At 64.1% G+C, this 23,670-nt stretch carries 16 protein-coding genes and 5 pseudogenes; 11 read left to right on the top strand and 10 right to left on the bottom strand.

Features of this window, described 5'->3' with window-relative positions:
* The 5 genes and pseudogenes from aroE to mpl all read right to left on the bottom strand — a co-directional run bounded on the left by aroE (position 1) and on the right by mpl (position 6,352).
* Positions 1 to 872: pseudogene (gene aroE / locus DRB87_RS19750) on the bottom strand (shikimate dehydrogenase).
* A gap of 212 nt (positions 873 to 1,084) precedes the next feature.
* Positions 1,085 to 2,044, bottom strand: coding sequence for an energy transducer TonB (locus tag DRB87_RS19755; protein ID WP_017231501.1), 960 nt, complete (start codon positions 2,042 to 2,044; stop codon positions 1,085 to 1,087).
* Positions 2,045 to 2,152: 108 nt separating this feature from the next.
* On the bottom strand, positions 2,153 to 4,231 hold the full coding sequence (locus DRB87_RS19760) for a ribonuclease catalytic domain-containing protein (protein ID WP_130027133.1): 2,079 nt from the start codon (positions 4,229 to 4,231) through the stop codon (positions 2,153 to 2,155).
* A gap of 77 nt (positions 4,232 to 4,308) precedes the next feature.
* Complete coding sequence (locus DRB87_RS19765) at positions 4,309 to 4,920, bottom strand: YqiA/YcfP family alpha/beta fold hydrolase (RefSeq protein ID WP_130027134.1); 612 nt, start codon at positions 4,918 to 4,920, stop codon at positions 4,309 to 4,311.
* 49 nt (positions 4,921 to 4,969) lie between these two features.
* A complete protein-coding gene (mpl, locus tag DRB87_RS19770) occupies positions 4,970 to 6,352 on the bottom strand; it encodes a UDP-N-acetylmuramate:L-alanyl-gamma-D-glutamyl-meso-diaminopimelate ligase (RefSeq protein WP_130027136.1) in 1,383 nt (460 codons plus the stop codon).
* Between the two features lie 120 nt (positions 6,353 to 6,472).
* On the opposite strand from mpl, the gene DRB87_RS19775 reads away from it, so the two are divergent.
* From DRB87_RS19775 to DRB87_RS19820, 10 genes and pseudogenes are all read left to right on the top strand, one after another.
* Positions 6,473 to 7,129, top strand: coding sequence for a UDP-N-acetylmuramate--alanine ligase (locus tag DRB87_RS19775; protein WP_130027986.1), 657 nt, complete (start codon positions 6,473 to 6,475; stop codon positions 7,127 to 7,129).
* A gap of 101 nt (positions 7,130 to 7,230) precedes the next feature.
* Positions 7,231 to 7,755: a TlpA disulfide reductase family protein gene (locus DRB87_RS19780; RefSeq protein WP_130027138.1), complete on the top strand. Its 525-nt coding sequence runs from the start codon at positions 7,231 to 7,233 to the stop codon at positions 7,753 to 7,755.
* A 132-nt stretch (positions 7,756 to 7,887) separates the two neighbouring features.
* Entirely contained in the window at positions 7,888 to 8,334 is a 447-nt protein-coding gene (gene aroQ, locus DRB87_RS19785; RefSeq protein WP_017231507.1) for a type II 3-dehydroquinate dehydratase, read from the top strand.
* 67 nt (positions 8,335 to 8,401) lie between these two features.
* Positions 8,402 to 8,863: an acetyl-CoA carboxylase biotin carboxyl carrier protein gene (gene accB / locus DRB87_RS19790; RefSeq protein WP_130027140.1), complete on the top strand. Its 462-nt coding sequence runs from the start codon at positions 8,402 to 8,404 to the stop codon at positions 8,861 to 8,863.
* A gap of 99 nt (positions 8,864 to 8,962) precedes the next feature.
* Positions 8,963 to 10,323 (top strand): annotated as a pseudogene (gene accC, locus DRB87_RS19795) (acetyl-CoA carboxylase biotin carboxylase subunit).
* A 39-nt stretch (positions 10,324 to 10,362) separates the two neighbouring features.
* Positions 10,363 to 11,256, top strand: a complete 894-nt coding sequence (prmA, locus tag DRB87_RS19800; protein WP_130027142.1) for a 50S ribosomal protein L11 methyltransferase — start codon at positions 10,363 to 10,365, stop codon at positions 11,254 to 11,256.
* 64 nt (positions 11,257 to 11,320) lie between these two features.
* On the top strand, positions 11,321 to 12,292 hold the full coding sequence (locus DRB87_RS19805; RefSeq protein WP_130027144.1) for a DUF3426 domain-containing protein: 972 nt from the start codon (positions 11,321 to 11,323) through the stop codon (positions 12,290 to 12,292).
* Between the two features lie 32 nt (positions 12,293 to 12,324).
* Positions 12,325 to 12,824, top strand: a pseudogene (tpx, locus tag DRB87_RS19810) (thiol peroxidase).
* A 176-nt stretch (positions 12,825 to 13,000) separates the two neighbouring features.
* Entirely contained in the window at positions 13,001 to 13,936 is a 936-nt protein-coding gene (locus DRB87_RS19815) for a carbohydrate kinase family protein (protein WP_130027148.1), read from the top strand.
* A 19-nt stretch (positions 13,937 to 13,955) separates the two neighbouring features.
* Entirely contained in the window at positions 13,956 to 14,435 is a 480-nt protein-coding gene (locus DRB87_RS19820) for a hypothetical protein (RefSeq protein WP_130027150.1), read from the top strand.
* A 114-nt stretch (positions 14,436 to 14,549) separates the two neighbouring features.
* Here the strand turns inward: DRB87_RS19820 and DRB87_RS19825 are convergent, their stop codons facing one another.
* The gene (locus DRB87_RS19825) at positions 14,550 to 15,161 is read right to left on the bottom strand and encodes a histone H1-like DNA-binding protein (protein WP_130027152.1); all 612 of its coding nucleotides are present in this window, start codon (positions 15,159 to 15,161) and stop codon (positions 14,550 to 14,552) included.
* A 705-nt stretch (positions 15,162 to 15,866) separates the two neighbouring features.
* Entirely contained in the window at positions 15,867 to 17,018 is a 1,152-nt protein-coding gene (locus DRB87_RS19830) for a ribonucleotide-diphosphate reductase subunit beta (protein WP_240756338.1), read from the bottom strand.
* A gap of 533 nt (positions 17,019 to 17,551) precedes the next feature.
* On the opposite strand from DRB87_RS19830, the gene DRB87_RS19835 reads away from it, so the two are divergent.
* Positions 17,552 to 18,514 carry a hypothetical protein gene (locus DRB87_RS19835; RefSeq protein WP_165385376.1) on the top strand — a complete coding sequence of 321 codons (963 nt, stop codon included), beginning with the start codon at positions 17,552 to 17,554 and terminating at the stop codon, positions 18,512 to 18,514.
* Between the two features lie 115 nt (positions 18,515 to 18,629).
* Here the strand turns inward: DRB87_RS19835 and DRB87_RS19840 are convergent.
* From DRB87_RS19840 to DRB87_RS19850, 3 genes and pseudogenes are all read right to left on the bottom strand, one after another.
* A pseudogene (locus DRB87_RS19840) lies at positions 18,630 to 21,583 on the bottom strand (ribonucleoside-diphosphate reductase subunit alpha).
* Positions 21,584 to 21,958: 375 nt separating this feature from the next.
* Positions 21,959 to 22,556 (bottom strand): annotated as a pseudogene (ampD, locus tag DRB87_RS19845) (1,6-anhydro-N-acetylmuramyl-L-alanine amidase AmpD).
* A 460-nt stretch (positions 22,557 to 23,016) separates the two neighbouring features.
* Entirely contained in the window at positions 23,017 to 23,529 is a 513-nt protein-coding gene (locus DRB87_RS19850; protein WP_026132105.1) for a DUF1269 domain-containing protein, read from the bottom strand.
* Positions 23,530 to 23,670: the final 141 nt, after the last annotated feature.

A 23,670-nucleotide genomic window follows, 5' to 3' on the forward strand; every position in this document is an offset into this window, starting at 1 on the left:
TCAACCTTTCGCTGCGAGCCGGGCGCGCAACGCCGTGCGCACGGCATCGGTCGACGGCCGCACGCCGCGCCACACCGCGAACGCTTCGGCCGCCTGCTCGACGAGCATGCCGAGACCGTCGGCCGCGCGCGTCGCCCCGGCCGCCAATGCGTGAGTCATGAACACCGTTGGCTGCGCGCCGTACATCATGTCGTAGGCAAGCGCCCCTTCCGCATAGACGCCCGCAGGCAGCGGCGGTACGTCGCCTTGAAGGCTACCGGCCGTGGCGTTGATGACGACATCGAACGCCGCGGGGACCGCGTCCCAGCCGCCACCGGCAAGCGCCACGCCATGGCGCTCGGCCGCGTTCGCGAAACGTGCGACGAGTTCGTCGGCGCGCGCGGCCGTGCGATTGGCGACAAACAGCGCCGCCGGCCCCGCCTCGATCAACGGCAACATTGCCCGCGCGACGCACCGCCGGCGCCGAGCAGCAACACGCGCCGGCCCTTGAGCGATACGCCCAGCGGTCCCTCGATGTCGCGCACGAGCCCCACGCCGTCGGTGTTGTCGCCGGTGATGCCCCGCGCGTCGAACACCAGCGTGTTGACGGCGCCCGCCGCCTGCGCGCGTTCGGTCAGACGATCCGCCAACGCGTGGGCCTCGAGCTTGAACGGGACGGTGACGTTGGCCCCGCGAGCACCGTTGTCGATAAAGGTGCGCACGGTGGCGGCAAACGCATCGAGCGGCGCGAGCAAGCGCTCATAGGTGAGATGCTGGCCGGTTTCGCGCGCGAACTCGGCGTGAATGAACGGCGACTGGCTGTGTTCGACGGGATGACCGATCACGGCGTAGCGATCGGCCTGCAGTTCCCCGGAGGGCGTTTGGTTTGTCATCGTTGTCAAAGACGCGGCGCCTGGCTTTCGCCCAGGCGCCGCAATTACTTGCGTCCACGTGCATCAGATACGGTGTTTGGCCGTGACTCGGCAGGCATCGGTCGCCGGAAACCGTCACATCACGTTGCCGGCAAACCGCGCCAATGTCATCGAATAGTACACGCAGCGGCCCCGTGGCTTCGGGCGTTTAGCGACGATTCGCCCGTGGCGTGCTACCGCGCCGCGGCGACCGACGGTGACGCAAGCGTCTCGGCCTGCACCCCCTGACGCGAGAAGGTCATCCGCGTCACGATCTCGAGAATGTCATAGCGCTGCCGCATCTCGGGCGAGAAGTCACCAAACGGCGCACTGGCCTGTACGATCGCCACCGCTCGGCGGTCCAGATCGCGATTGCCGGAGCTTCGCGTGACTTCCACGCCCGCGACATTCCAGCCGTCTTTGTGATAGCCGAGCCCGCCCCGCTGATTGACGTTGAGCGTGACGATCAGCTCGCCATAGAGACGCTCGTTGCCGATCTGGGGAAAATGCTCCGTGCCGTAGCGTTCGACGCGATGACGCAGCGTGTCGAAATAGCGCGCATACGCCACTTCACGGGTATTGGCTGTGACCTGGCCGCGTTTCGGGCGGGTCTGATAGGCGCGCAACTGCTTGTCGATTTCCGCCTGCAGACGGGCGATCTTCTGGTCGACGTTCTGATCGTCGAGTCCTTGCCCGCGCTGCGGCGCGTCGGCGCGATGCCGCTGCGACGCCGGCGTGGCAGCGTATTGATTGCGCAGTTGCGTCAGCAGCTTTTCCTGCGTCGCTTCCAGTTCGCTCACGTTGCGCTGGATTTGCGCGATGGGCGCGCCGTCGCGATCGAGCGCGCGCGACGGCAGCGGTGATGTCGCACGCTCGCCGTCGTGCTCGCCGCCGCCCACGAGGTTGGCCTGCGCGAGCGCCGTCGCCTTGTCGGGGGCGTTGGCCGACTTCGCGTTGACGAGGACGACATCGAGCGGCGTGTCCGCGCTATGCAGCCGGAAACTGTCCGGCGCGACGAAATGCACCGCCAGCGCGAGCAGGTGGACCAGCGCGGAAAATGCCAGGCCCGTGGCAAGCGGATGCTCGCGCATCAGCGACCCGCCGCGGCGGCGCGCCGCGCGCAGGTTGCCTGCCGCGAGAGCAGGTTTCAGCACGCCGGACCGGGAGACGCGTCGCGCCCCCCCGCCACCATCAGCGCGGCAGCAAGCGACGAAGTGCCGGACGCCACATCAACGGTTTGCGACGCCGAGGCGACGTCGTCGTCACCCTGGCTTTCGCCGCGGTCGTCGCTTACCGTGTCGCTCGCCCCCTCCGCATCGTTGGCGCCATCGGCATCGTCGTCCCCCCCGCGTCGTCGCCACCTGCGGCCCCATCGCCTCCATCGTGCCCCCACCGCCTTCGCCTGCACCGCCGGCGCCTTCGTCATCGTCTTCGCCCAGTCCGCTCTGGCTGGCGCCCAGCACCTGCGCGACACGTACCGAGATGCTGAGCGTGACGACATCGAGCGAGAGCACGTCGAGCATGATCTGCGTACCGCGCGCGTGCGGGCCAAGCCCCAGAACGATCAGCGTCAGCGGAATGTCGTTCAGCCGCACGGTGTCGCCCTTGAGCACGCTCGCCTGCACCTGCGACTTGTTCTCCTGAATCAACCAGCGCAGGCACCAGTAGCGCTCCATCCGGCTCTGGTGCTCGGCGTAAGCCGCATAGGCGGCTTCGAAGCTCGACACGGTCACGTACAGGTCGGCATCCTTTGGCTTGAAGGGCGCCGCCAGCTTGGCCGTCACGCCGTGACGCACACACGCAAGCAACTGCCACTGGTTGACCAGATCCACATAGCGACGCAGCGGAGAAGTGCTCCATGCGTACTGCTCGACGCCCAGGCCCTCGTGCGGCGCCGGCGAAGTCTGCATGCGCGTGCGATTCACGCCGTAAGCACGCTGAGCGCGGTAGATGCCGGGCACGCCGCATTCGGCCAGCAGGCGTCCCCACCGGCTGTTCGCGAGAATCGCCATCTCGGCGACGATCAGATCCAGCGGCGCACCGCGCATACGCTGCTTGATCGTGACCTGCTCGCCTTCGACGTAGAAATTGAAGTCGGTCTTGTTCTGCACTTCCGGGCGCAGGCCATAACCCACGCGCGCGGCCTGACGTTTCTCGTAGAGCGACTGCGCGAACGGCCACAACAGCCGCAGCGCTTCCTTGTGCGGATACTCGCCGCTGCCATCGGCCAGCGTCTCGGCCGTGATGATCGCGTCGAGTTCGTTGTGACGCAGGTTTGCCGAGATCGGCACCCGCTCGGCATGCGTTTCCGTCGCCACGATCTCGTACGTGTCGGCCTTGACCACGACGTACAGCGACAGTGCCGGACGCGCGCCGCCCTCGGCAAGCGTGTACGCCTCGACCACCGCATCCGGGAGCATCGTAATCTTTTCGCCCGGCGCATAGACCGTCGACAGACGCACGCGCGCGATCTCATCAATGGCATCACCCCGCGTAATGCCGAGTGCCGGCGCCGCAATGTGGATGCCCACACGCAACAGCCCATCGGGCAGTACCTGTACCGAGAGGGCGTCGTCGATCTCGGTCGTCGTCGAATCGTCGATGGAGAACGCCTGCACGTCGGCCAGCGGCAAATCGTCGCCGGGCACCGGGGTCGGCCCGAGTTCCGGGAAGCCTGTGCCGCGCGGGAAGTGTTCGTAGAGGAACGCCGCCTCGTGATACGCGCGCGGCGACGAAATGCCGCCGCAGGCGAGCATCACCTCGGCGTGCGTCTTGCCCAGCGCCATGGCGGCGGCGTCGAGCGCCTTCCACTCGATGGTGTTCTTGTCGGGACGGAACAACAACTGCAGTTCCTTGCCCCTGAGCGCGTCGGGCAGCGTGCCGGCGATCAGTTGATCGGCATACACGGCCTGCAATTCCGCCTGCTGCTGCTTGCGGGCGAGTCCCGCGAGCGCGGCCTGCAGTTGTTCCTCCGGCGCGCGTTGGTACTGACCGCGGCCTTTTCGCCGGAAGTACACCGGCGAGGCCTGCAGCGCCAGCGCGAGTCCGGCCTGTTGCGCAACGCCGGCGCCTTCGCCGAAGTACTCGGCAGCGAGCACCGGGAACGCGAACTCCTCGGCAGGCGCGCATTCCCACAGGAAACTCATGTCGATGTCCTGTGCGGCGGCGTGCGCCTGCGTCATCAGCTCCGCGGGCGACGGCGACTCGAAACGCAGCAGCACGTCGCGCCCCTTGATCTTGCTGCGGCGTCCACCGGGCAGCTCCACCTGGTACGACTCACCTTGCTGCGACAACACCGTGCCAGCCTTGAAGCCGCCGGATTCCTCAAAAAAAATATTCATGAAACAGCCATCGATCGCAATAGGCGACATTGTAGCCCGCCAACGTGCGGCGGTTTAGGGCGGAAGGGGCAAACGCGCTATTCGCCCGCGAACGGGCCGGCGCCACCGGGCGAAGGGGGAACGTCGATGCCGGCGAAGCGCAGCACGTCGTCCATATAGTCGGCGAAATCGGAAATGCCGTGGTCGCTGCCGTCGATCACCGTGAGCTTCGCCCCCGGAAACTTTGCCACCATGTCTCGGTAGTCGAGGGTCTGGTCGCCGGTCGCGGCCACGAGGTAGTAGCGCTCGGGACGCGTGATCCGGGCCACGTCGATCATGCGCAGCTCGTCCAGGTGACGCGGCTCGACGACGATAGTGCCGCCGCCATGCCACATCGGCTGCTCGCCCAGCCATTTGCCCAGATCGTCGTACGGGCGCGTGGCCGGGTTGAGCAACACCGCGCGGCAACCGAGCTTCTCGGCCAGATACGTGGCGTAATAGCCGCCCAACGAACTGCCCACGAGGGTCAACTCGTCGGCCTTCACACCGGTGAGCAGACGCTGCGCGTCGACGACCGCGGCCAGCGGCGAGGGCGGCAATTGCGGGCAGGCCCACTCGCGCCCCAGGCCGAGGCGGTGCATGCGGGCGGCCATCAATTGCGCCTTGAAGGAGCGCGGCGACGAACGGAAGCCGTGCAAATAGAGAATCATGTGAGCCCCGATAAAAGCTGGTCAGTACCCGGACGCCAAGGCGCGCGAATCAGGCGCGCGCCGCCAGTGCATCGAGCAATTTCTGGTGAATGCCGCCGAAGCCGCCGTTGCTCATCACCACGATCTGGTCGCCCGGACGCGCTGCCGCGCTCACTGCGCGCACCAGTCCGTCGATGTCGCTGAACGCCTGCGCACGCGCGCCGAGCGGAGCAAGCGCCTCGGTCAGATTCCAGCCGAGGGCGTCCTTCCCGGACGGCGCGCCGTAGCCGAACACCAGGTCGGCATCGGCAAGGCTGGCCGGCAGTTGCGCCTTCATCACGCCCAGCTTCATCGTATTCGAGCGCGGCTCGAGCACCGCCAGAATGCGGGCGGTGCCGGCGCGGCGACGCAGTCCGGCCAGCGTCGTCTGAATGGCGGTCGGATGGTGCGCAAAATCGTCGTAAACGGTGACGCCGGCCGCTTCGCCGCGCACCTCCATACGACGTTTCACATTCTGGAACTTGCCCAGCGACGCCGCCCCCTGCTCCGGCGGCACACCCACGTGCCGTGCGGCAGCCAACGCCGCCAGCGCGTTCATCCGGTTGTGCTCGCCCTGCAGCGACCACTTCACTTCCCCGGCGGCCATCGCCCCATGGTGGACCCAGAATGCCTCCTGTCCCGCCGCAAGCGTGTCGTTGGCTTGGGCGACATGCCAGCCGTCGGCCACACCGAAGCGCTCCACCTCGCTCCAGCAGCCGCGCGTCAGCACGCGCTCCAGCGCGGCCTCGCGACCGTTGACGATGAGGCGGCCCTGGCCCGGCACGGTGCGTACCAGATGATGGAATTGCGTCTCGATCGCCGTCAGATCGGGGAAGATGTCGGCGTGATCGAACTCAAGATTGTTCAGGATCGCGGTGCGCGGATGGTAATGAACGAACTTGGAGCGCTTGTCGAAGAACGCCGTATCGTATTCATCGGCCTCGATCACGAAGAAGTCGCTGTCGGTCAGTCGCGCCGAAACGCCGAAGTTCATCGGCACACCACCGACGAGGAAGCCCGGTTGGTAGCCCGCATCTTCGAGAATCCAGGCGAGCATCGATGTCGTCGTCGTCTTCCCGTGCGTTCCCGCCACGGCCAGCACCCACTTCTTCGACAGCACATGCTCGCCGAGCCATTGCGGGCCCGACGTGTACGGCAGATTCCGGTTGAGGATCTCTTCCATCAGGGGGTTGCCGCGCGACACCACGTTACCGATAACGAACAGGTCGGGTTTGAGCGAGACCTGATCGGCGTCAAACCCTTCGATCAGCCGAATACCCTGCGCCTCGAGCTGGGTGCTCATCGGGGGATAGACGTTCGCGTCGCAACCGGTCACGGTGTGACCGGCCTGACGTGCGAGCACCGCGAGACCGCCCATGAACGTGCCGCAGATGCCAAGAATATGAATATGCATGGATGGGGAGCGAGGTGAGGACGGGCCGAGCCCGTGCGGGAAATGGGGGAGGCCGAACAGCCAGAATCACCATTGTACCTGCGGCGGGAAGCGCAATGCCTTTCGGGTATCATCGTGCGCATGACACGCAAATCCTGGTCCGACGCCCAACGCCTGCGCGAGGAAATCGCTCTGGTGGCCGCCCGCCTCATCGCCGAGGAGGGCGCCGACTACGCCACCGCGAAACGCAAGGCGGCCAAGCAAGTGACCGGCGAGGCGCGGATTGCGGGTGAGTTGCTGCCGGATAACGACCAAATCGAAGCGGAAGTCCGCGAGTACGTGCAGACGTTCCTCTCGGACACGCAGCCGGCTGAGCTGGCGCATTTGCGTCAGGTCGCGCTGACGGTCATGACCGCACTGGCGCGCTACCGGCCTTATATTACCGGCGCCGTCTACAACGGCACGGCAACGTCACTATCTGATATCTATTTGCAGGCATTTTGCGACAATCCAAAGGAAGTCGCCATCGATCTGTTGAACCGGGGCATCGACTACGAGGTCTCGGAAAGTCGCCACTTCAATGGTCGCGGCATGGTCGAGACGCTGAGTTTCCTGTGGCGCGAGCGGGGGCAGCGCGGCGAACCCGCGGGCGTGCACCTGTCCTTGTATTCCCTCGACGACATGCGCGGCGCACTCAAGGCCACCGACGGGAATGGCCGCCCCGTGCGCGTCGATGCGCACGGCCTGAGCACACTGATCGACAGCGCCGAGGCCATGGAGCAGGCATCCAACCACTGACCGGCGCCCGAATGGCGGCAACATGGCCATCAGCCTGTCGCCATTCTCCGCAATTGCCATCCGTCTAACGTCTAATCCCCGCCGCTTCGGCCCCATCCATCATGGTAAAACGCATCGTTCCTCTGCTGATTCTGGCGCTCGCGGGCCTGGCGGCCGGCTTTTGGTTCGGCCATCGAAACCAGGCGCCCGCGAACGCGCCCGATGCCGCTGTCGCCCAACTGCTCGCCACGCGGCTTCCCGACTTGGCGGGCAACGAGCAGGCCATCTCGCAATGGCGTGGCAAAACGCTGGTCATCAACTTCTGGGCTCCATGGTGTGGGCCCTGCGTGGAGGAAATGCCCGATCTCCAGGCACTTTCCATCGAATTCAAGGGAAAAAACGTCCAATTCGTAGGAATCGGCATTGATACTGCCCCGAACATGATCGCGTTCGAGCAAAAGGTGAAGGTTGATTACCCGCTCCTCGTGGCGGGCTACGCAGGCACCGACCTTGCCCGCGCACTGGGCAACAAGGCCGGCGCGCTACCGTATACCGTCGTGGTTGATCCTCAAGGCCGCTTGTACTACCAGAAGCTCGGCCGTATTACGTCGGATGAAGTGCGTTCAGCCCTCAAGCCGGCGCGCTGACATCGCGCCGGCCAGCCGGTCGCGCGGGAAGTCCCGCCAGACGTGACCGACGGGGTTTCATTTTCACCCCACTGGACAAAATCCACCAACTGGCGTTTAATTGCGCCCAATTTCGTGAAATTTGATTCGCCGATGCCTCACCGCATTCTTGTGCTCCACGGTCCCAATCTCAACCTGCTCGGTACTCGCGAGCCGGCGGTGTACGGTCGTACGACGCTGGCCGACATCGACGCGGCGCTCGAGGCGCAAGCCAAGGCGGCAGGTGCCGAGGTCACGACATTCCAGAGCAATCACGAAGGCGCGCTGGTTGACCGGATTCAGGCGGCACGCGACGCGTCGATCGACTTCATCGTCATCAACCCTGCCGCCTACACGCATACCAGCGTGGCGATGCGTGACGCGCTGGCCGGCGTGGGCATTCCGTTTGTTGAGGTGCATCTCTCGAACGTCCATGCCCGTGAGGCCTTCCGGCATCACTCGTACTTTTCCGATATTGCGCAAGGCGTGATCTGCGGCCTGGGCTGGCGCGGCTACACCTTCGCACTCGAATTTGCCCTGCGGCGACTCGCCGGCGGGTAGCCGTCTCATCCCCTATTTCCCCTCGCGGGGGTGCCCCGCGTCGATACCGAATTAAGGAGCTTCCTTCATGGATTTGCGCAAACTCAAGACGTTGATCGACCTCGTGGCCGAATCGGGTATTTCCGAACTCGAAGTCACCGAAGGCGAAGGCAAGGTCCGCATCGTCAAGGCGCCGCCCCAACTGATCGCCGCCCCGATGCAGATGGCCATGCCGGCGGCCTACCCGCAGGTTGCCGCGCAAGCGCCGACGGCAACGCCCGCCGCACCGGCACCGGCAGCCCCGGTCGTGCCGCAAGGTCACATCGTCACGTCGCCGATGGTCGGTACCTTCTACCGCGCCCCGTCGCCGGGCGCCGATCCGTTTGCGCAGGTCGGCGACTCGGTCAAGGAAGGCCAGACGCTGTGCATCATCGAAGCGATGAAGCTGCTCAACGAGATCGAGTCGGACAAGACCGGCGTGATCAAGGAAATCCTCGTCGAGAACGGTCAGGCCGTGGAATACGGTCAACCGCTGTTCGTGATCGGCTAATGCCGGTTGTCGGACGCCCCGCCCGCGCGGCCAAATGCCGCCCGGCGACACGAGGCGTCCGGCCCCGCTCCTCTCCCCCTACGGGCAGGACTGCACATAATGTTTGAAAAAATCCTCATCGCCAACCGCGGCGAAATCGCTCTGCGCGTTCAGCGCGCGTGCCGCGAGATGGGCATCAAGACCGTGGTCGTCTACTCCGAAGCCGACAAGGAAGCGAAGTACGTCAAGCTTGCGGACGAAGCCGTCTGTATCGGACCGGCACCCTCGCCGCTGAGCTACCTGAACATGCCGGCGCTCATCAGCGCGGCGGAAGTCACTGACGCCCAGGCCATCCACCCGGGTTACGGCTTCCTCTCCGAGAACGCCGACTTCGCCGAACGCGTCGAGCAATCGGGCTTCACGTTTATCGGCCCACGCCCCGACACCATTCGTCTGATGGGCGACAAGGTCTCGGCCAAGCAGACGATGATCAAGACCGGCGTGCCGTGCGTGCCGGGTTCGGAAGGCGCGTTGCCCGACGATCCGAAGGAAATCGTGCGTGTTGCACGCCAGGTCGGCTATCCGGTGATCATCAAGGCCGCCGGCGGCGGCGGCGGTCGCGGCATGCGCGTGGTGCACACGGAAGCGGCGCTGGTGAACGCGGTCAACATGACCCGTGAAGAAGCCGGCCGCGCCTTCGGCAATCCGGAAGTCTATATGGAGAAGTTCCTCGAGAACCCGCGCCATATCGAAATCCAGATCCTCGCCGACAAGCACAAGAACGCCGTCTGGCTGGGCGAGCGCGACTGCTCGATGCAGCGCCGTCACCAGAAGGTGATCGAAGAGGCGACCGCACCGCTGATTCCGCGTCGCCTGATCGAGCGCATCGGCGATCGCTGCGCCGACGCCTGCAAGAAGATGGGCTACGTCGGCGCCGGCACGTTCGAATTCCTGTTCGAGAACGGTGAGTTCTACTTCATCGAAATGAACACGCGCGTGCAGGTCGAACACCCTGTCACGGAAATGATCACCGGTATCGATATCGTGCAGGAACAGATTCGCATTGCGGCTGGCGAGAAGCTCGCCTTCCGTCAGCGCGACATCCAGTTCCAGGGTCACGCGATCGAGTGCCGTATCAACGCCGAAGATCCGTTCAAGTTCACGCCGTCGCCGGGTCGCATTACCGCCTGGCACATGCCGGGGGCCCCGGCATCCGCGTCGACTCGCACGCCTATAACGGCTACTTCGTGCCGCCGAATTACGATTCGATGATCGGCAAGCTGATCGCCTACGGAGCAACGCGCGATCAGGCCATCCGCCGCATGCGTGTCGCGCTGTCGGAAATCGTGATCGAAGGTATCCAGACGAACATTCCGCTGCACCGGGAACTGATGCTCGACGCGAAGTTTGTCGAAGGCGGCACGAGCATCCATTATCTGGAACACAAGCTGGCGCAGAAATCTGCCGTCGGCGGCAACTGAGCTGTTCATCAGCCGTTTATCAGCAGGAAATCACTCGCCATGTATCGCGAACTCGTCGTAGAAGTTGCCCGCGCCCAAGCCGAGGCCCTGTCGGACGCCCTGCTCGATCTGGGCGTGCTGTCGGTCTCCGTGGAAGACGCGGATGCCGACACGCCCGACGAGCAACCGATGTTCGGCGAGCCCGGCCTGACCCCGCCCGACACCGCGTGGCAACACTCGCGCGTGGTCGCGCTGGTGGGGGAAGACCAGGACGCCGCCGTGCTGCTCGCGGCGGCCGTCAACGAATTGGGGCTCACCGAGTCGCCCGCGTTCACGTTGCGCGACGTGGAAGAACAGGACTGGGTGCGCCTGACGCAATCGCAGTTTGAGCCCATACAGATCGGCCAGCGCATCTGGGTCGTGCCGTCGTGGCACGACGCCCCGGACGCCGATGCGCTTATCCTCGAACTCGATCCGGGCCTCGCGTTCGGGACCGGCAGCCACCCGACCACGCGGCTGTGCATGGAGTGGCTCGAACAGCACGTTGAGGCGGGTCAGTCGTTGCTCGACTACGGCTGCGGCTCGGGCATTCTGGCCATCCTGGCGCGCAAGTGCGGCGCCGATCCGGTCGTCGGTATCGACATCGATCCGCAGGCCGTCGAGTCTGCCCGCTACAACAGTGAGCGCAATCACGCGACCGTCGAATACGGACTGCCCGCCGACCTGCGCGACGGTCAATTCAATATCGTGGTCGCCAACATCCTGTCGAATCCGCTCAAACTGCTCGCGTCGATGCTGACATCGCGCGTGGCACCGGGCGGACGGCTCGCGCTGTCTGGCGTGTTGGAGCGGCAGGCGGACGAGGTGATCGCCGCCTACGCCCCCTATATGAAGATGTCGGTCTGGCGTGCTCACGATGGCTGGGTCTGCCTGCACGGGCAGGCCGCCGGCTAAGTCGCCCGCGACGCGCCGAGTCTCCGGGACCTCGCCCTCGAATCCCCCGATGCCCCCGACTCCCATGGCTCAGTCCTCGCGCGTTCTCGCTACCCGCTGCCCTCACTGCCATACCGTCTTCCGCGTCGTGGCGGATCAGCTCAAGCTGCGCGACGGTCTCGTGCGCTGCGGCAACTGTCGTGAAGTATTCGACGGACATGCCTACCTGTGCGAGCCGCCCGGCGAAGAGAACGAGGCGGAGACCGCGCCCGCCGAACGCCCCCCGGTGCCCGAGATGCTCACGCCCACGGCGATCGCTGCACTGCTGGGCACACCGGACGAGAGCCTGGCGCAGATGCGACATGGCCCGGGTCGCTACATCGATGACGACGATGCCACGGTGCTTCTGGCGCCCACCGCGTCCATGACGTCGTCAGCTTCCGTCGCGTCTGCCGACTCGCCGACGTCCGTGGCTCTTGCCGGACAGGCACGTCGCCCCGGCGTCGGTCGCGTGATCTGGCGTGCGCTGATCGCGCTGGCCGTCGTCGGTCTGATCGCCCAGTGGGCGTGGGTCGAGCGCGCCGCACTCGTCGATCGCGTGCCGGCGTTGCGCAGCGTGTTCACGACGCTAGGACACCCGATGCATGTGACGGTCGCGCCGCCGCGTCAGCCCGACAAGGTGCAGATTTCGAGCGTGACGCTGGTCACCGACGCGCCCGGCACGAGCGACGCGAGCGACGCGAGTGGCGCGAGTGGCGCGACAACCGGTACACCGGCGAGCGCCCCGGCCCCAGACGACGCCGTGCCAATGACGCTCACCGTGTTCATGCGCAATCAAGCCGACTATGCCGTGGCCTGGCCGTCGCTCGAACTCACGCTGTCGGACATCGACGGCAAGCCGGTCGTGCGACGCGTGTTTTCGGCGAGCGACTACGTCACCGATACCGCGCAGCATGACGCCGGTCTGGCGCCACACAACGAACGCACGATTCGGTTACGATTGACGGCGCAGGCAGCGCTAGCCAGTAACTATCGGGTGCTCGCGTTCTATCCGTGATAGCGCTGTTGCACTCAACCTAGGAGATATTGATGTCCCAAGTCACACTCGGGGCAACCCCATCGAAGTCGACGGCCAGTTCCCGCAAAAGGGGCAGACCGCTCCGGCTTTTTCGCTGGTCAATGCCAAGTTGCAGGACGTCTCGCTCGACGATTTCGCTGGCAAGCGCAAGGTGCTCAACATCGTGCCGAGCCTCGACACGCCGACCTGCGCCACGTCGACCCGCAAGTTCAACGAAGCCGCGGGCAAGCTCGAGAACACGGTCGTGCTCGTGATCTCGGCTGACCTGCCGTTCGCCATGAGCCGCTTCTGCGCGACCGAAGGACTGAACAACGTGGTCACGCTCTCGACCATGCGTGGCCGCGAGTTCCTCAAGCATTACGGCGTAGCAATCACCACCGGCCCGCTCGCCGGAGTGTCGGCCCGTGCCGTTGTCGTGCTCGACGCCGATAACCGCGTCGTCCACGCCGAACTCGTGCCCGAGATCAAGAACGAGCCGAACTACGACGCCGCGCTGGCCGCATTGTCGTAAGCCATCGCCCCTCGGCGTATCGCTGGCCCGCCCGGTAAAGCCGGTGCGCGCCAGATGGCAGTTCCCGTGCCGGTGCGGCAAATGCACCGGCCCGTTTTTAGCATGACCCGGCAGTGCGACTGGCCAACCGTCTGCCCTCCCAGATTGGCCCGCTTACCTTTCGCAAGGATCTCCCCGTGACTACCGTGATCTGCGGCTCGCTCGCCTACGACAACATCATGACGTTCGAAGGCCGCTTCGGCGAGCACATCCTGCCCGATCAGGTACACATCCTGAACGTCAGCTTCCTCGTGCCGACGATGCGCCGCAACTTCGGCGGCTGCGCCGGCAACATTGGCTACAGCCTGCATCTGCTGGGCGGCTCGCCGGTCGTCATGGCCACCGTCGGCGAAGATGGTGCGCCCTACGTCGAGCGCTTCCAGTCGCTCGGCATGACGACGGAATTCGTTCGCGTGGTCGCGGACAGCATGACCGCCAATGCGATGATCACGACCGATCTGGACAACAACCAGATCACCGCCTTCCACCCTGGGGCGATGATGTTCTCGTCGCGCAACCGCGTGGCCGATGTCAACGGCGCGACGCTCGGCATCGTTGCCCCCGACGCCCCCGACGCCATGCTCACTCACGCCGAAGGCTTCGCTGCCGCCGGGGTACCGTTCCTGTTCGATCCGGGTCAGGGCCTGCCGTTGCTCTCGCCTGAGGCCCTGCGTCGCATGGTGGAACTCGCCACATACCTTGCGGTCAACGACTACGAAGCCAAGCTCCTCTGCACGAAGACCGGCTGGTCGATGGACGACCTCCAGTCGCGTGTCGAGGCGCTGGTCGTGACGCGCGGAGAACACGGCGCGCTGATCTTCGCCGGCGGCAAGCAACACGACATTCCTGCCGTCAAAGCCAAGCGAGTCGTCGACCCCACCGGGTGCGGCGACGCCTTCCGTGGCGGGTTGCTGTACGGTATCGAAAAGGGTCTCGACTGGCCCACCGCCGGCCGCCTGGCCAGCCTGATGGGTTCGCTCAAGATTGCCGAGCAAGGCCCGCAGACTTACGCGCCGACGCGCGCCGAGATCGAGGCGCAATATGAAGCCGCGTTCGGCCACCGCTTCGTATGATTCCAGGACAAACACAACGATGGCACGACTGACCACACCATTCCTTATTCTCACCGCCGCGGCGTCGCTCTCCCTGTCCGCCTGCACGGCGTTCGGTCCGAGCAATTCCGCGAGCGTCTACGACAGCCGCCAAGCGCAACGCGAGCAGGTTGTGCGCATGGGCACCGTCGAATCGGTGCGCCCGGTCACGATCGACAGCAGCAATGGCGATCCGGGGATTCTCGGCGTGGTGGGCGGCGGTGCGCTGGGCGCCGTCGGCGGCAGCGCCATTGGTGGCGGTCGCGGCTCGATCGCGACGGGCATCATCGGCGGTCTGTTGGGTGCCGTTGCGGGGCAAGCCGTCGAAAACCGCATGAGCAAGAAGGCGGGCCTGGAGATTACCGTGCGACTCGACAACGGCGAGCTGCGCGCCATCACACAGGATGCGGACGAAGCATTCCAGCCGGGTCAGCGCGTGCGTCTGCTCTCGAGCGGCGGCGTCACGCGTGTGACGCACTAAGGCCGCATGAAAAAACCCGCTGCGACGATCGCTCATCACAGCGGGTTTCGGATCGAGTAGGCCTACTCGATCAAAAGACACCTAAGTGCCTTGGTTCCTGCTTCGGCACTCGAATTACGGACGGCTGCCGGTCGGGAACGGCCATGCCGCTGCCGGATTCAGTGCCGTCTTCGGTGCTGCTGCCGGGGCCGCAGCCGGGGCCGCAGCAGGCTTGGCGGCAACCTTCTTGACGGCCGGCTTCTTCGCCGCCGCAGCAGGCTTCTTCGCAGCCGGCTTCTTCGCAGCAACCTTCTTCACGGCGGCCTTCTTCGCAGCCGGCTTCTTGGCGGCAACCTTCTTCACCGCTGCCTTCTTCGCAGCCGGCTTCTTGGCGGCAACCTTCTTCACTGCTGCCTTCTTGGCGACCGGCTTCTTGGCGGCAACCTTCTTCACCGCTGCCTTCTTGGCGACCGGCTTCTTGGCGGCAACCTTCTTCACCGCTGCCTTCTTGGCGACCGGCTTCTTGGCGGCAACCTTCTTCACCGCAACCTTCTTGGCGGCCGGCTTCTTGGCGGCAACCTTCTTCGCTGCCGGCTTCTTGGCGGCGACAGCCTTCTTCGCTACCGGCTTCTTGGCAGCGACAGCCTTCTTCGCGACAGGCTTCTTGGCGGCGGCAGCCTTCTTCGCTACCGGCTTCTTGGCAACAGCCTTCTTGGCTGCGGGTTTTTTCTTAGCAGTAGTAGCCATCACTTTGCTCCTTAACGTGAGAGATCACTCAAACAAAACCACCTGAGAAGGAAACCCGACCACCATGCGGCGAACCGCCGGCGAGCGGGCTATTCATCGGCGTACGCATCGGACTTCGACGGCTTACGCTAATGAATTCGGCGCTGCGCGCATGACGCTGACCGTGAGTGGTCACGCGCGCAAAAAAATTGCCGGCGACATTGCCGCCAGCAATTCGATTGTCTTGAGAAAGGGGGTTCGCCAGATTCTTCGGGGGTAGCTTGCCTGTCCCGTCATCGGGAGGGAGGAGATTGCGATAGCGGATAAGCGATACTGCTTGCTATGCACCAAGGTTTTTACGCTCCGTAACTACCAGCTCTCTGTCGCGGGAGGAAAGCAATGTGCTTTCGTGTGTTCATCGAGACTGCAATTTATTTGAGCGAATCATAATTCTTTTGTGATGCGATGTTAATACTTTGCGCGTAAAAAATCGCACAACGTTCGCAACGAAGAAGTCAATCTGTTGTATTTGATGCACATGGCGTTCGCATGTCGACGCGTGCGAAGCGAGCGTGACGACGCGCGAGTGAGGATGATGTGCGTGATCTGCGCCTTCTCTTTTGCTTCTCTTGCTGGCGCTCACACGCGCCACGCGCGCTCACACCATCCTCTCGAAACCCGCATGGATACTGGCTTTGCAGCCAGCATCCAAATTTCACTTCCTGCTTAGTCCCAGCTCAGCGCGCCACCGGTCTGGTATTCGATCACTCGCGTTTCGAAGAAGTTGCGCTCCTTCTTCAGATCGATCATCTCGCTCATCCACGGGAACGGATTTTCTTCGTTCGGATAGAGCGCCTCGAGACCAATTTGGGAACAGCGACGGTTCGCGATGAAGCGCAGATAGCTCTTGAACATGCCCGCGTTCAGACCGAGCACGCCGCGCGGCATCGTATCTTCAGCGTAGCGATACTCCAGCTCGACCGCTTTCTTGAACAGCTCGCGAATCTCTTCGCGGAACTCCGGCGTCCACAGGTTCGGGTTTTCCAGCTTCACCTGGTTGATCAGATCGATGCCGAAGTTGCAGTGCATCGACTCGTCGCGCAGGATGTATTGATATTGCTCTGCAGCACCGGTCATCTTGTTCTGCCGACCCAGCGCGAGAATCTGCGTGAAGCCGACGTAGAAGAACAGCCCTTCCATGATGCAGGCGAACACGATGAGCGAGCGCAGCAGCTTCTGGTCGGCTTCCTGCGTGCCGGTCTGGAACGACGGATCCGCCACCACTTCGATGAACGGGAGCAGGAATTCGTCCTTGTCGCGAATCGACGGCACTTCGTGATACGCGTTGAAGATCTCGCCTTCGTCCAACCCCAGGCTCTCGACGATGTACTGATAGGCGTGCGTGTGGATCGCCTCTTCGAAGGCCTGACGCAGCAGGAACTGGCGGCACTCCGGTGCCGTGATGTGGCGATAGGTGCCGAGCACGATGTTGTTCGCCGCGAGCGAGTCGGCCGTCACGAAGAAGCCGAGATTGCGCTTGATGATGCGGCGCTCGTCCTCGGTCAGACCGTTCGGATCTTTCCACAGGGCAATGTCGCGCGACATGTTGATTTCCTGCGGCATCCAGTGGTTCGCGCAACCGGCCAGATACTTCTCCCAGGCCCACTTGTATTTGAAGGGCACCAGTTGATTCACATCCGTCGTGCCGTTGATCACGCGCTTGTCGGAGGCGCTCACGCGACGCGTCGACTGCGAGGCGATCACAGTCGGGGTTTCCCCTTGCGTGCCCAGCACGTTCGACGCGGCAACCGGAGCAGCGGTGGGGCAGCCGATTTGGCCGTGGTGGTGTCTTCTTCCCAGTTCAGCATAGGGTCTCAGTCCGTTCAGGTTGATGCGATGCACACACGCGCGCACATCGCCGAAGTGACAGATCAGCCGTTCGCGTGCGAAGGCTGACAAAAAATTTGCGATCCGGCGGCCGGCAAGCGATCACCGGGAGCACGAAGTCCACCGGGAGCATTGCCATATTTCGGGGTGATGCAGATGCGCAATTGCGCAGTTTTGAACAACAACGCCGACGCGAGAGCTGCAACAACATCCTGACCTCCCGACGTCGAATGGAATGCCTCCAATTTAGCACAATTACGTCACTCGTTCCAGCATGTAACACTATATCTAGTGCCGCGCTGCACGATGACCACTATACCTAGTGTTTGGCAACATCCCCCGAGTGCCGGGCGGCCGGGCTTGCGGGACCGGCATCTTGCCATGAAACGGTGCCGCACGACAGCGATGATGGTGCGTCGAGGGGGAGCGCTGCGTCGCATTGGCGTATCCTGTCGCGACGGCGAACCGGAACGACAGATTCCGGCGCACGCCACTTCTGAACGTCGATGAAGGAGATACCGACGATGACATTCCCAGGCGCCGACGGCGCACCGGCGTCGGCCGGTTCGTCAGGCCCGACACCGCTCACGCTCACCCCCGGCAAACCGATCCGCCTCGCGGCGGGCGCACTCGTGGCCGAGGTTCAACCGGGCTGCGGGGCGCGGCTCGCACGACTCGCTCGGCGCGACACGCGCGGCGACGTTTTCGACTACCTTGTGCCGCTCGGCAACGACCCGTTCTCGTCGGACGAATGGCCGAAGGCCGGCGCCTTTCCGATGCTGCCGTATACCAACATGCTGCGCGACGACACGCTGCATTGGCGCGACCGCGCGATCGTCGCTCGCGAGGCGCCGGCCGCATCGAGTTCGCTGCACGGCTGGGGGCTGCGTCGCGCGTGGGATGTCGTCGACGAGAGCCCGCACTGTTGCGTGCTCCAACTCGACAGTCCCGCTCAACCCGAATGGCCGTGGCACTATCAGGCGTATCTCTCGGTGACGCTCGACGAGCACGGTGTCGACATGCAACTGTCGATCACCAATCTCTCGACGCAGGACATGCCCGCCGGGCTCGGGCTACATCCCTACTTTCAGTGGCCTGCCGGCGCGCGCCTGACGTTCGAAGCGGAGGCGATCTGGCGTTCGCCGTCGGAGGACATCCGATGGCCGAGCGAGCAACGCGTGCACGTCGGCGAGATCGAGGTCGTGTCTGTCGGCGGCGGACTCGATACCGAGGGGCGGTCCACCTGGTTCGCCGAAGCGCCGGTCGAGTCGGGGCGATTCGACGCGCGCCTCGACTACGCCGGCGGCCTGCGCTCGGCCACGGTGCGCAGCAGCGACGCCAGCTGGCTCGTGGTGCACTCTCCCGCCGGACGTCCCTACCTCTGTCTGGAACCGTCGACGCATCGGGTCGGCGCGTTCGACGACGATCACGTGGTCGTGACGCACGGGCAAACGCTCGATCTGTCGATGCGGATCGATCTGACCTGAGAGCCAGGCGGCGGGTGCGCCGCCCTCCCCCCCTACCACGGCGCCCAAAAAAGCTTGGGGCCAGTGCCGAGGCGCAAACCTCGGGACTGGCCCCAATCTCACCGCAAGCGCAAGCTTACTGGCAAGCCTCGCACTCGTCGAACCCCGGATCGCCCGGACGCATCGTGCACACCGCGCCTTCAGCGTCCGGCATCGGCTGCGCCAGCGGCGAGGAGGGTTCTGCCGAGAAGCTTCCGCTCGGCGTCACGCCCCCGAGCTCACCGCATTCAGCGCACCGTGGCTCACCGTCGATTTCTCGACGTGCGTCGCGGCCATCGTACGGAGGTAGTACGTGGTCTTCAGGCCACGCGTCCAGGCCAGCTTGTACGTCTCGTCGAGCTTCTTGCCCGAAGCGCCCGCCATGTAGATGTTGAGCGACTGCGCCTGATCAATCCACTTCTGACGACGCGACGCCGCCTCGACCAGCCACTTCGGCTCGACTTCGAACGCCGTGGCGTAGATCTCGCGCAGGTCGGCCGGCACGCGGTCGATGCGGGCCAGCGTGCCGTCGAAGTACTTTAGGTCGGCGACCATCACTTCGTCCCACAGGCCACGCGCCTTCAGGTCACGCACCAGATACTCGTTGACCACCGTGAATTCGCCCGAGAGGTTCGACTTCACGTACAGGTTCTGGAACGTCGGCTCGATACAGGCCGAGACGCCGATGATGTTCGAGATCGTGGCGGTCGGGGCGATCGCCACGCAGTTCGAGTTGCGCATGCCGTGCGAAGCGATGTGCTTGCGCAGGCTGTCCCAGTCGAGCGTTGCCGACATGTCGACGTCGATGTAGCCGCCGCGCTCTTCGGCCAGCAACTTGAGGGAGTCTTGCGGCAGGATGCCGCGATCCCACAGCGAGCCCTTGTACGACGAATACTGACCGCGTTCCTTGGCCAGCTCGGACGACGCCCAGTAAGCGTAGTAGCACACCGCTTCCATCGAACGGTCGGCGAACTCGACGGCAGCGTTCGAGGCATAAGGCGTGCGCAGCAGGTGCAGACAGTCCTGGAAGCCCATGATACCCATGCCCACCGGACGGTGATGCAGGTTCGAATTGCGCGCCTTCGCCACCGCGTAGTAGTTGATGTCGATGACGTTGTCGAGCATGCGCATCGCCACGCGCACGGTACGTTGCAGCTTGTCGTGATCGAGTTCGTAGCCGTTCGCGGTCTGCTTCAGGTGAGCCACGAGGTTCACCGAGCCGAGGTTGCACACCGCGATTTCCGTCTCGCTCGTGTTGAGCGTGATTTCCGTGCACAGGTTCGAGGAGTGCACTACGCCCACGTGTTGCTGCGGCGAGCGAATGTTGCACGGATCCTTGAACGTGATCCACGGATGGCCGGTTTCGAACAGCATGCCCAGCATCTTGCGCCAGAGCGCTTGCGCCGGCACCTTCTTGAACAGCTTGATTTCGCCGCGTGCGGCCTTGTCTTCGTAGGCCGTGTAAGCCTGTTCGAAAGCCTTGCCGTACTTGTCGTGCAGGTCCGGGCAGGTCGCCGGCGAGAACAGCGTCCACTCGGCGCCTTCCATCACGCGCTTCATGAACAGATCGGGAATCCAGTTCGCCGTGTTCATGTCGTGCGTGCGGCGACGGTCGTCGCCCGTGTTCTTGCGCAACTCGAGGAATTCCTCGATGTCCAGGTGCCACGTTTCCAGGTAGGCGCACACCGCGCCCTTGCGCTTGCCGCCCTGGTTCACGGCCACGGCCGTGTCGTTGACCACCTTCAGGAACGGCACCACGCCCTGGCTCTTGCCGTTCGTGCCCTTGATGTGCGAGCCGAGCGCGCGCACCTGCGTCCAGTCGTTGCCCAGACCACCGGCAAACTTCGAGAGCAGTGCATTTTCCTTGAGCGCTTCGTAGATGCCTTCCAGGTCGTCCGAGACCGTCGTCAGGTAGCACGACGAGAGTTGCGAGCGACGCGTGCCCGAGTTGAACAGCGTCGGCGTCGAACTCATGAAGTCGAAGCTCGACAGAATCTGGTAGAACTCGATCGCACGCGCTTCGCGCTCGACTTCATTGAGCGCCAGCCCCATCGCCACGCGCATGTAGAACGCCTGCGGCATTTCGATGCGGTGACCGTCGATATGCAGGAAGTAGCGATCGTAGAGCGTCTGCAGGCCCAGATAGTTGAATTGCAGATCGCGCGATGCGTCGAGCGCGGCGCTCAGCTTGGCCAGGTCGAACGAGAGCAGTTGCTCGTCGAGCAGTTCGGCGTCGACTCCCTGCTTGATGAAGCGCGGGAAGTACTCGATGTAGCGCGCGGCCATTTCGCCCTGCAGCACTTCTTCGCCGAGAATCTCGCGGCGGATCGTGTGCATCAGAATTCGCGCCGTGACCTGGCTGTACGCCGGTTCCTTCTCGATGAGGGTCCGCGAGGCGAGGATCGCCGAGTCGTAGACCTGCGACAGCGGCACGCCGTCGTACAGGTTCTTGAGGGTCTCGGTCACGATCGGCTCGGCCACGACTTCGTCGCCGAGATTTTCGCAGGCAGCCTGCACCACGCCGCGCAACACCGACATATCGAGCGTACGCACCACGCCGTTGTCGGTGACATTGAGCACCGGGCCATCGTGTGTAGCCGCTTCTTGCGTGGTCTCGACCGCGTGCGCGCGCTCTTGCGAACGCTTCTCGCGGTACAGCACGTAGGCGCGCGCCACGTTGTGCTCGCCTTCACGCATCAGCGCGAGTTCGACCTGATCCTGGATGTCTTCGATGTGGAACGTGCCGCCATTCGGGCGGCTGCGCATCAGGGCGCGCACGACGTGCCCCGTCAACTGCTCCACGAGTTCGCGTACGCGGGCCGACGCCGCGCCCTGGCCGCCGTTCACGGCGAGGAACGCCTTGGTCACGGCGATCGCGATCTTCGACGGCTCGAAACCCACCACCGCGCCGTTGCGTCGAATCACTTTGAAGTCGGCGTTGGTCGCCGGCTCGAAGGCGCCCGTCGTCTGGGGCGCCGACGCACCCGCACCATTGCCGGCGGTCGCGGCAGGCGTCGGGGTCGGGCGGGTGAGGTTTTCGTTAGTCTGCATGTAAAAACTCCCGTTCCAATGAGATGGTGCTGTTAGCGCGTTCTTACCAGGGTTACGGCCGGCAAAAATGCGCCCTAGGGACGCCGATGGAGCGAAGTGCTGGATACCGCACGACCGACGGACGGCCAAGGGTTCAGGTGTCCGCTGCACGGCTTTGCTGCTGTGCCGCCCCGCAAAAACGCCGCAGGAAAAGCACGGTATTGATGGCGATTACATTCCGTGCCGAACCTGACATCAACCACTAGATGTAGTGGTCGGCACCTGAATTTTCACTAAGTATAGTGGAGATGACGCACTCCGCAAACCCAAAAATTTCTCTCGCCGGGGAGGCCCGTGGCATCGCCGTGTCAAGCAAAACCTGTCCCCGGATGGGGATTAGTCGGCCGGCTGAAACGGCAATGCCTGGGGACTCAGCGACGCCATCCGACGCAATCGCGGCCACTCGAAGTACGGTCCCGGATCCGTCTTGCGGCCCGGTGCGATATCGGCATGTCCGACCACGGCTTGAATCGGATAATGCTCACGCAACGCTCGCGTGAGCGCCGCCAGCGTGACGTATTGCGCTTCCGTATACGGGAGGTCGTCCGTGCCCTCGAGCTCCACGCCGATCGAAAAATCGTTGCAGCGCGTTCGCCCTTCGAACGACGATGCCCCGCGTGCCAGGCCCGCGCGTTGCACGACACGAACTGCTGCAACGCACCATCGCGTCGCACCAGGAAGTGCGACGAGACCCGCACACCGCGAATCTCATCGAAGAAGGGATGCGCATCGTGATCGAGCCGGTTCTGGAAGAACGCCGCGATCTCGCCGCCCCGAATTGTCCTGGCGGCAACGAAATGTTGTGCACCACGAGCAGGTCGGTCGGCGTGTCCGCCGGACGCGCATCGAAGTTGGGTGACGGCAGTCGCTCGGCTTCGCTTACCCAGCCGTCGGCATCGAGCGTGAGCATCGGGACATGGGTCGGCGCGCTCATGCGTCACCTCGCCGCGGCAAGGCACACGTCGTGACGCGATGACACGACCGGAGCGCAATGTTGGCGCACGCGAATGACTGGGGCATGACGGGCACAGCGGGCTCCCGTAGAGCGAGGGGCGCCATTGTAGCCCACTTGGCGTGACGCCGTCGGCGGCATGTCCGGCGCGGGCAACGCTCGGCCCGTTCGCAAGTCGCCGGCGTTTCGTCAACCGTCGTCATGCGGTGAAAGGGAGTGCCCAATGAAGAAGCCTCCCGCCTTGCCTGGCCGAGAGGCTTCTGTAGGCGTGACCACGCCCAGGGATGATGTCGCTCGCGCGTCGATCGACACGCTCACCATCCCGCGCCGCTCACAGGTGCGACGCTCTTGGCCGTTCCCGGCCGGTGACACTTATCGTCTTCGCCAACGCTGCCATCGCTTTCGATACGGTGCCCTCGCTTATTGCCATGATCGCCATCGATCAAGGAAAGGCAGGAATGGCGGATTCCACCCCTTCCATGTGCGCTTCAGGGTGATGGGCCTTGAGCATCTCGCGAATCTCATCGACGCGACCGTCGCGCACATCCACCATCAGCAGAATCATGCCGCGCTCGAGCGGCTCACGAAACGTCTTGAGTCGCGAGTTCGGCACCGAAACGCCGATCATGCTCGACACCCAGGCGCCAAAGAGCGCACCGAGTGGTGCCGTCACAATCATCAACTCCCACTGGGGACGTGTGCCCACGATGGGGAAAAACGCGGCGACTGCACCGACTGCCAGACCACAGAACCCGCCGATGACGAGCCCGGCTTCGGCGCCGTGCACGATATCGGAAGTCTGTAGCAGGTTAGCCTCGTGCAGTCCCTCCAGGTCCATTTCGTCACGTGCCATAAAGTGGATGTGACGCTCCTCGACCCGGGCGAGCAGTAAATCGCTCATCGTGCGCTGGGCACTCGCCAGATCGGGAAGCAGAAAATACATCCGTCTGCGCATTAGCATATTGCGCCCTCCTGTCGTCGCGCCCCTCGATGATTATTCTGTTTATGAGCGGGGCCGGTTACTGTGTTTTAGTGCATGCAGCAGGCATGCGCAAGCCGGCACGTGCAAGTGCTACGGCGCGAAGGACGGGAGAAC

This window comes from Pandoraea sp. XY-2 (assembly GCF_004193915.1).
Taxonomy (GTDB): Bacteria; Pseudomonadota; Gammaproteobacteria; order Burkholderiales; family Burkholderiaceae; genus Pandoraea; species Pandoraea cepalis.

What these genes read in the sequence shown, in the direction of transcription:
- DRB87_RS19765 (WP_130027134.1), bottom strand. Translation starts at nt 4,920, where the DNA reads ATGATTCTCTATTTGCACGGCTTCCGTTCGTCGCCGCGCTCCTTCAAG.
- DRB87_RS19850 (WP_026132105.1), bottom strand. Translation starts at nt 23,529, where the DNA reads ATGCGCAGACGGATGTATTTTCTGCTTCCCGATCTGGCGAGTGCCCAG.
- DRB87_RS19825 (WP_130027152.1), bottom strand. Translation starts at nt 15,161, where the DNA reads ATGGCTACTACTGCTAAGAAAAAACCCGCAGCCAAGAAGGCTGTTGCC.
- aroQ (WP_017231507.1), top strand. Translation starts at nt 7,888, where the DNA reads ATGCCTCACCGCATTCTTGTGCTCCACGGTCCCAATCTCAACCTGCTC.
- DRB87_RS19780 (WP_130027138.1), top strand. Translation starts at nt 7,231, where the DNA reads ATGGTAAAACGCATCGTTCCTCTGCTGATTCTGGCGCTCGCGGGCCTG.
- DRB87_RS19775 (WP_130027986.1), top strand. Translation starts at nt 6,473, where the DNA reads ATGACACGCAAATCCTGGTCCGACGCCCAACGCCTGCGCGAGGAAATC.
- accB (WP_130027140.1), top strand. Translation starts at nt 8,402, where the DNA reads ATGGATTTGCGCAAACTCAAGACGTTGATCGACCTCGTGGCCGAATCG.
- prmA (WP_130027142.1), top strand. Translation starts at nt 10,363, where the DNA reads ATGTATCGCGAACTCGTCGTAGAAGTTGCCCGCGCCCAAGCCGAGGCC.
- mpl (WP_130027136.1), bottom strand. Translation starts at nt 6,352, where the DNA reads ATGCATATTCATATTCTTGGCATCTGCGGCACGTTCATGGGCGGTCTC.
- DRB87_RS19820 (WP_130027150.1), top strand. Translation starts at nt 13,956, where the DNA reads ATGGCACGACTGACCACACCATTCCTTATTCTCACCGCCGCGGCGTCG.
- DRB87_RS19760 (WP_130027133.1), bottom strand. Translation starts at nt 4,231, where the DNA reads ATGAATATTTTTTTTGAGGAATCCGGCGGCTTCAAGGCTGGCACGGTG.
- DRB87_RS19805 (WP_130027144.1), top strand. Translation starts at nt 11,321, where the DNA reads ATGGCTCAGTCCTCGCGCGTTCTCGCTACCCGCTGCCCTCACTGCCAT.
- DRB87_RS19835 (WP_165385376.1), top strand. Translation starts at nt 17,552, where the DNA reads ATGACATTCCCAGGCGCCGACGGCGCACCGGCGTCGGCCGGTTCGTCA.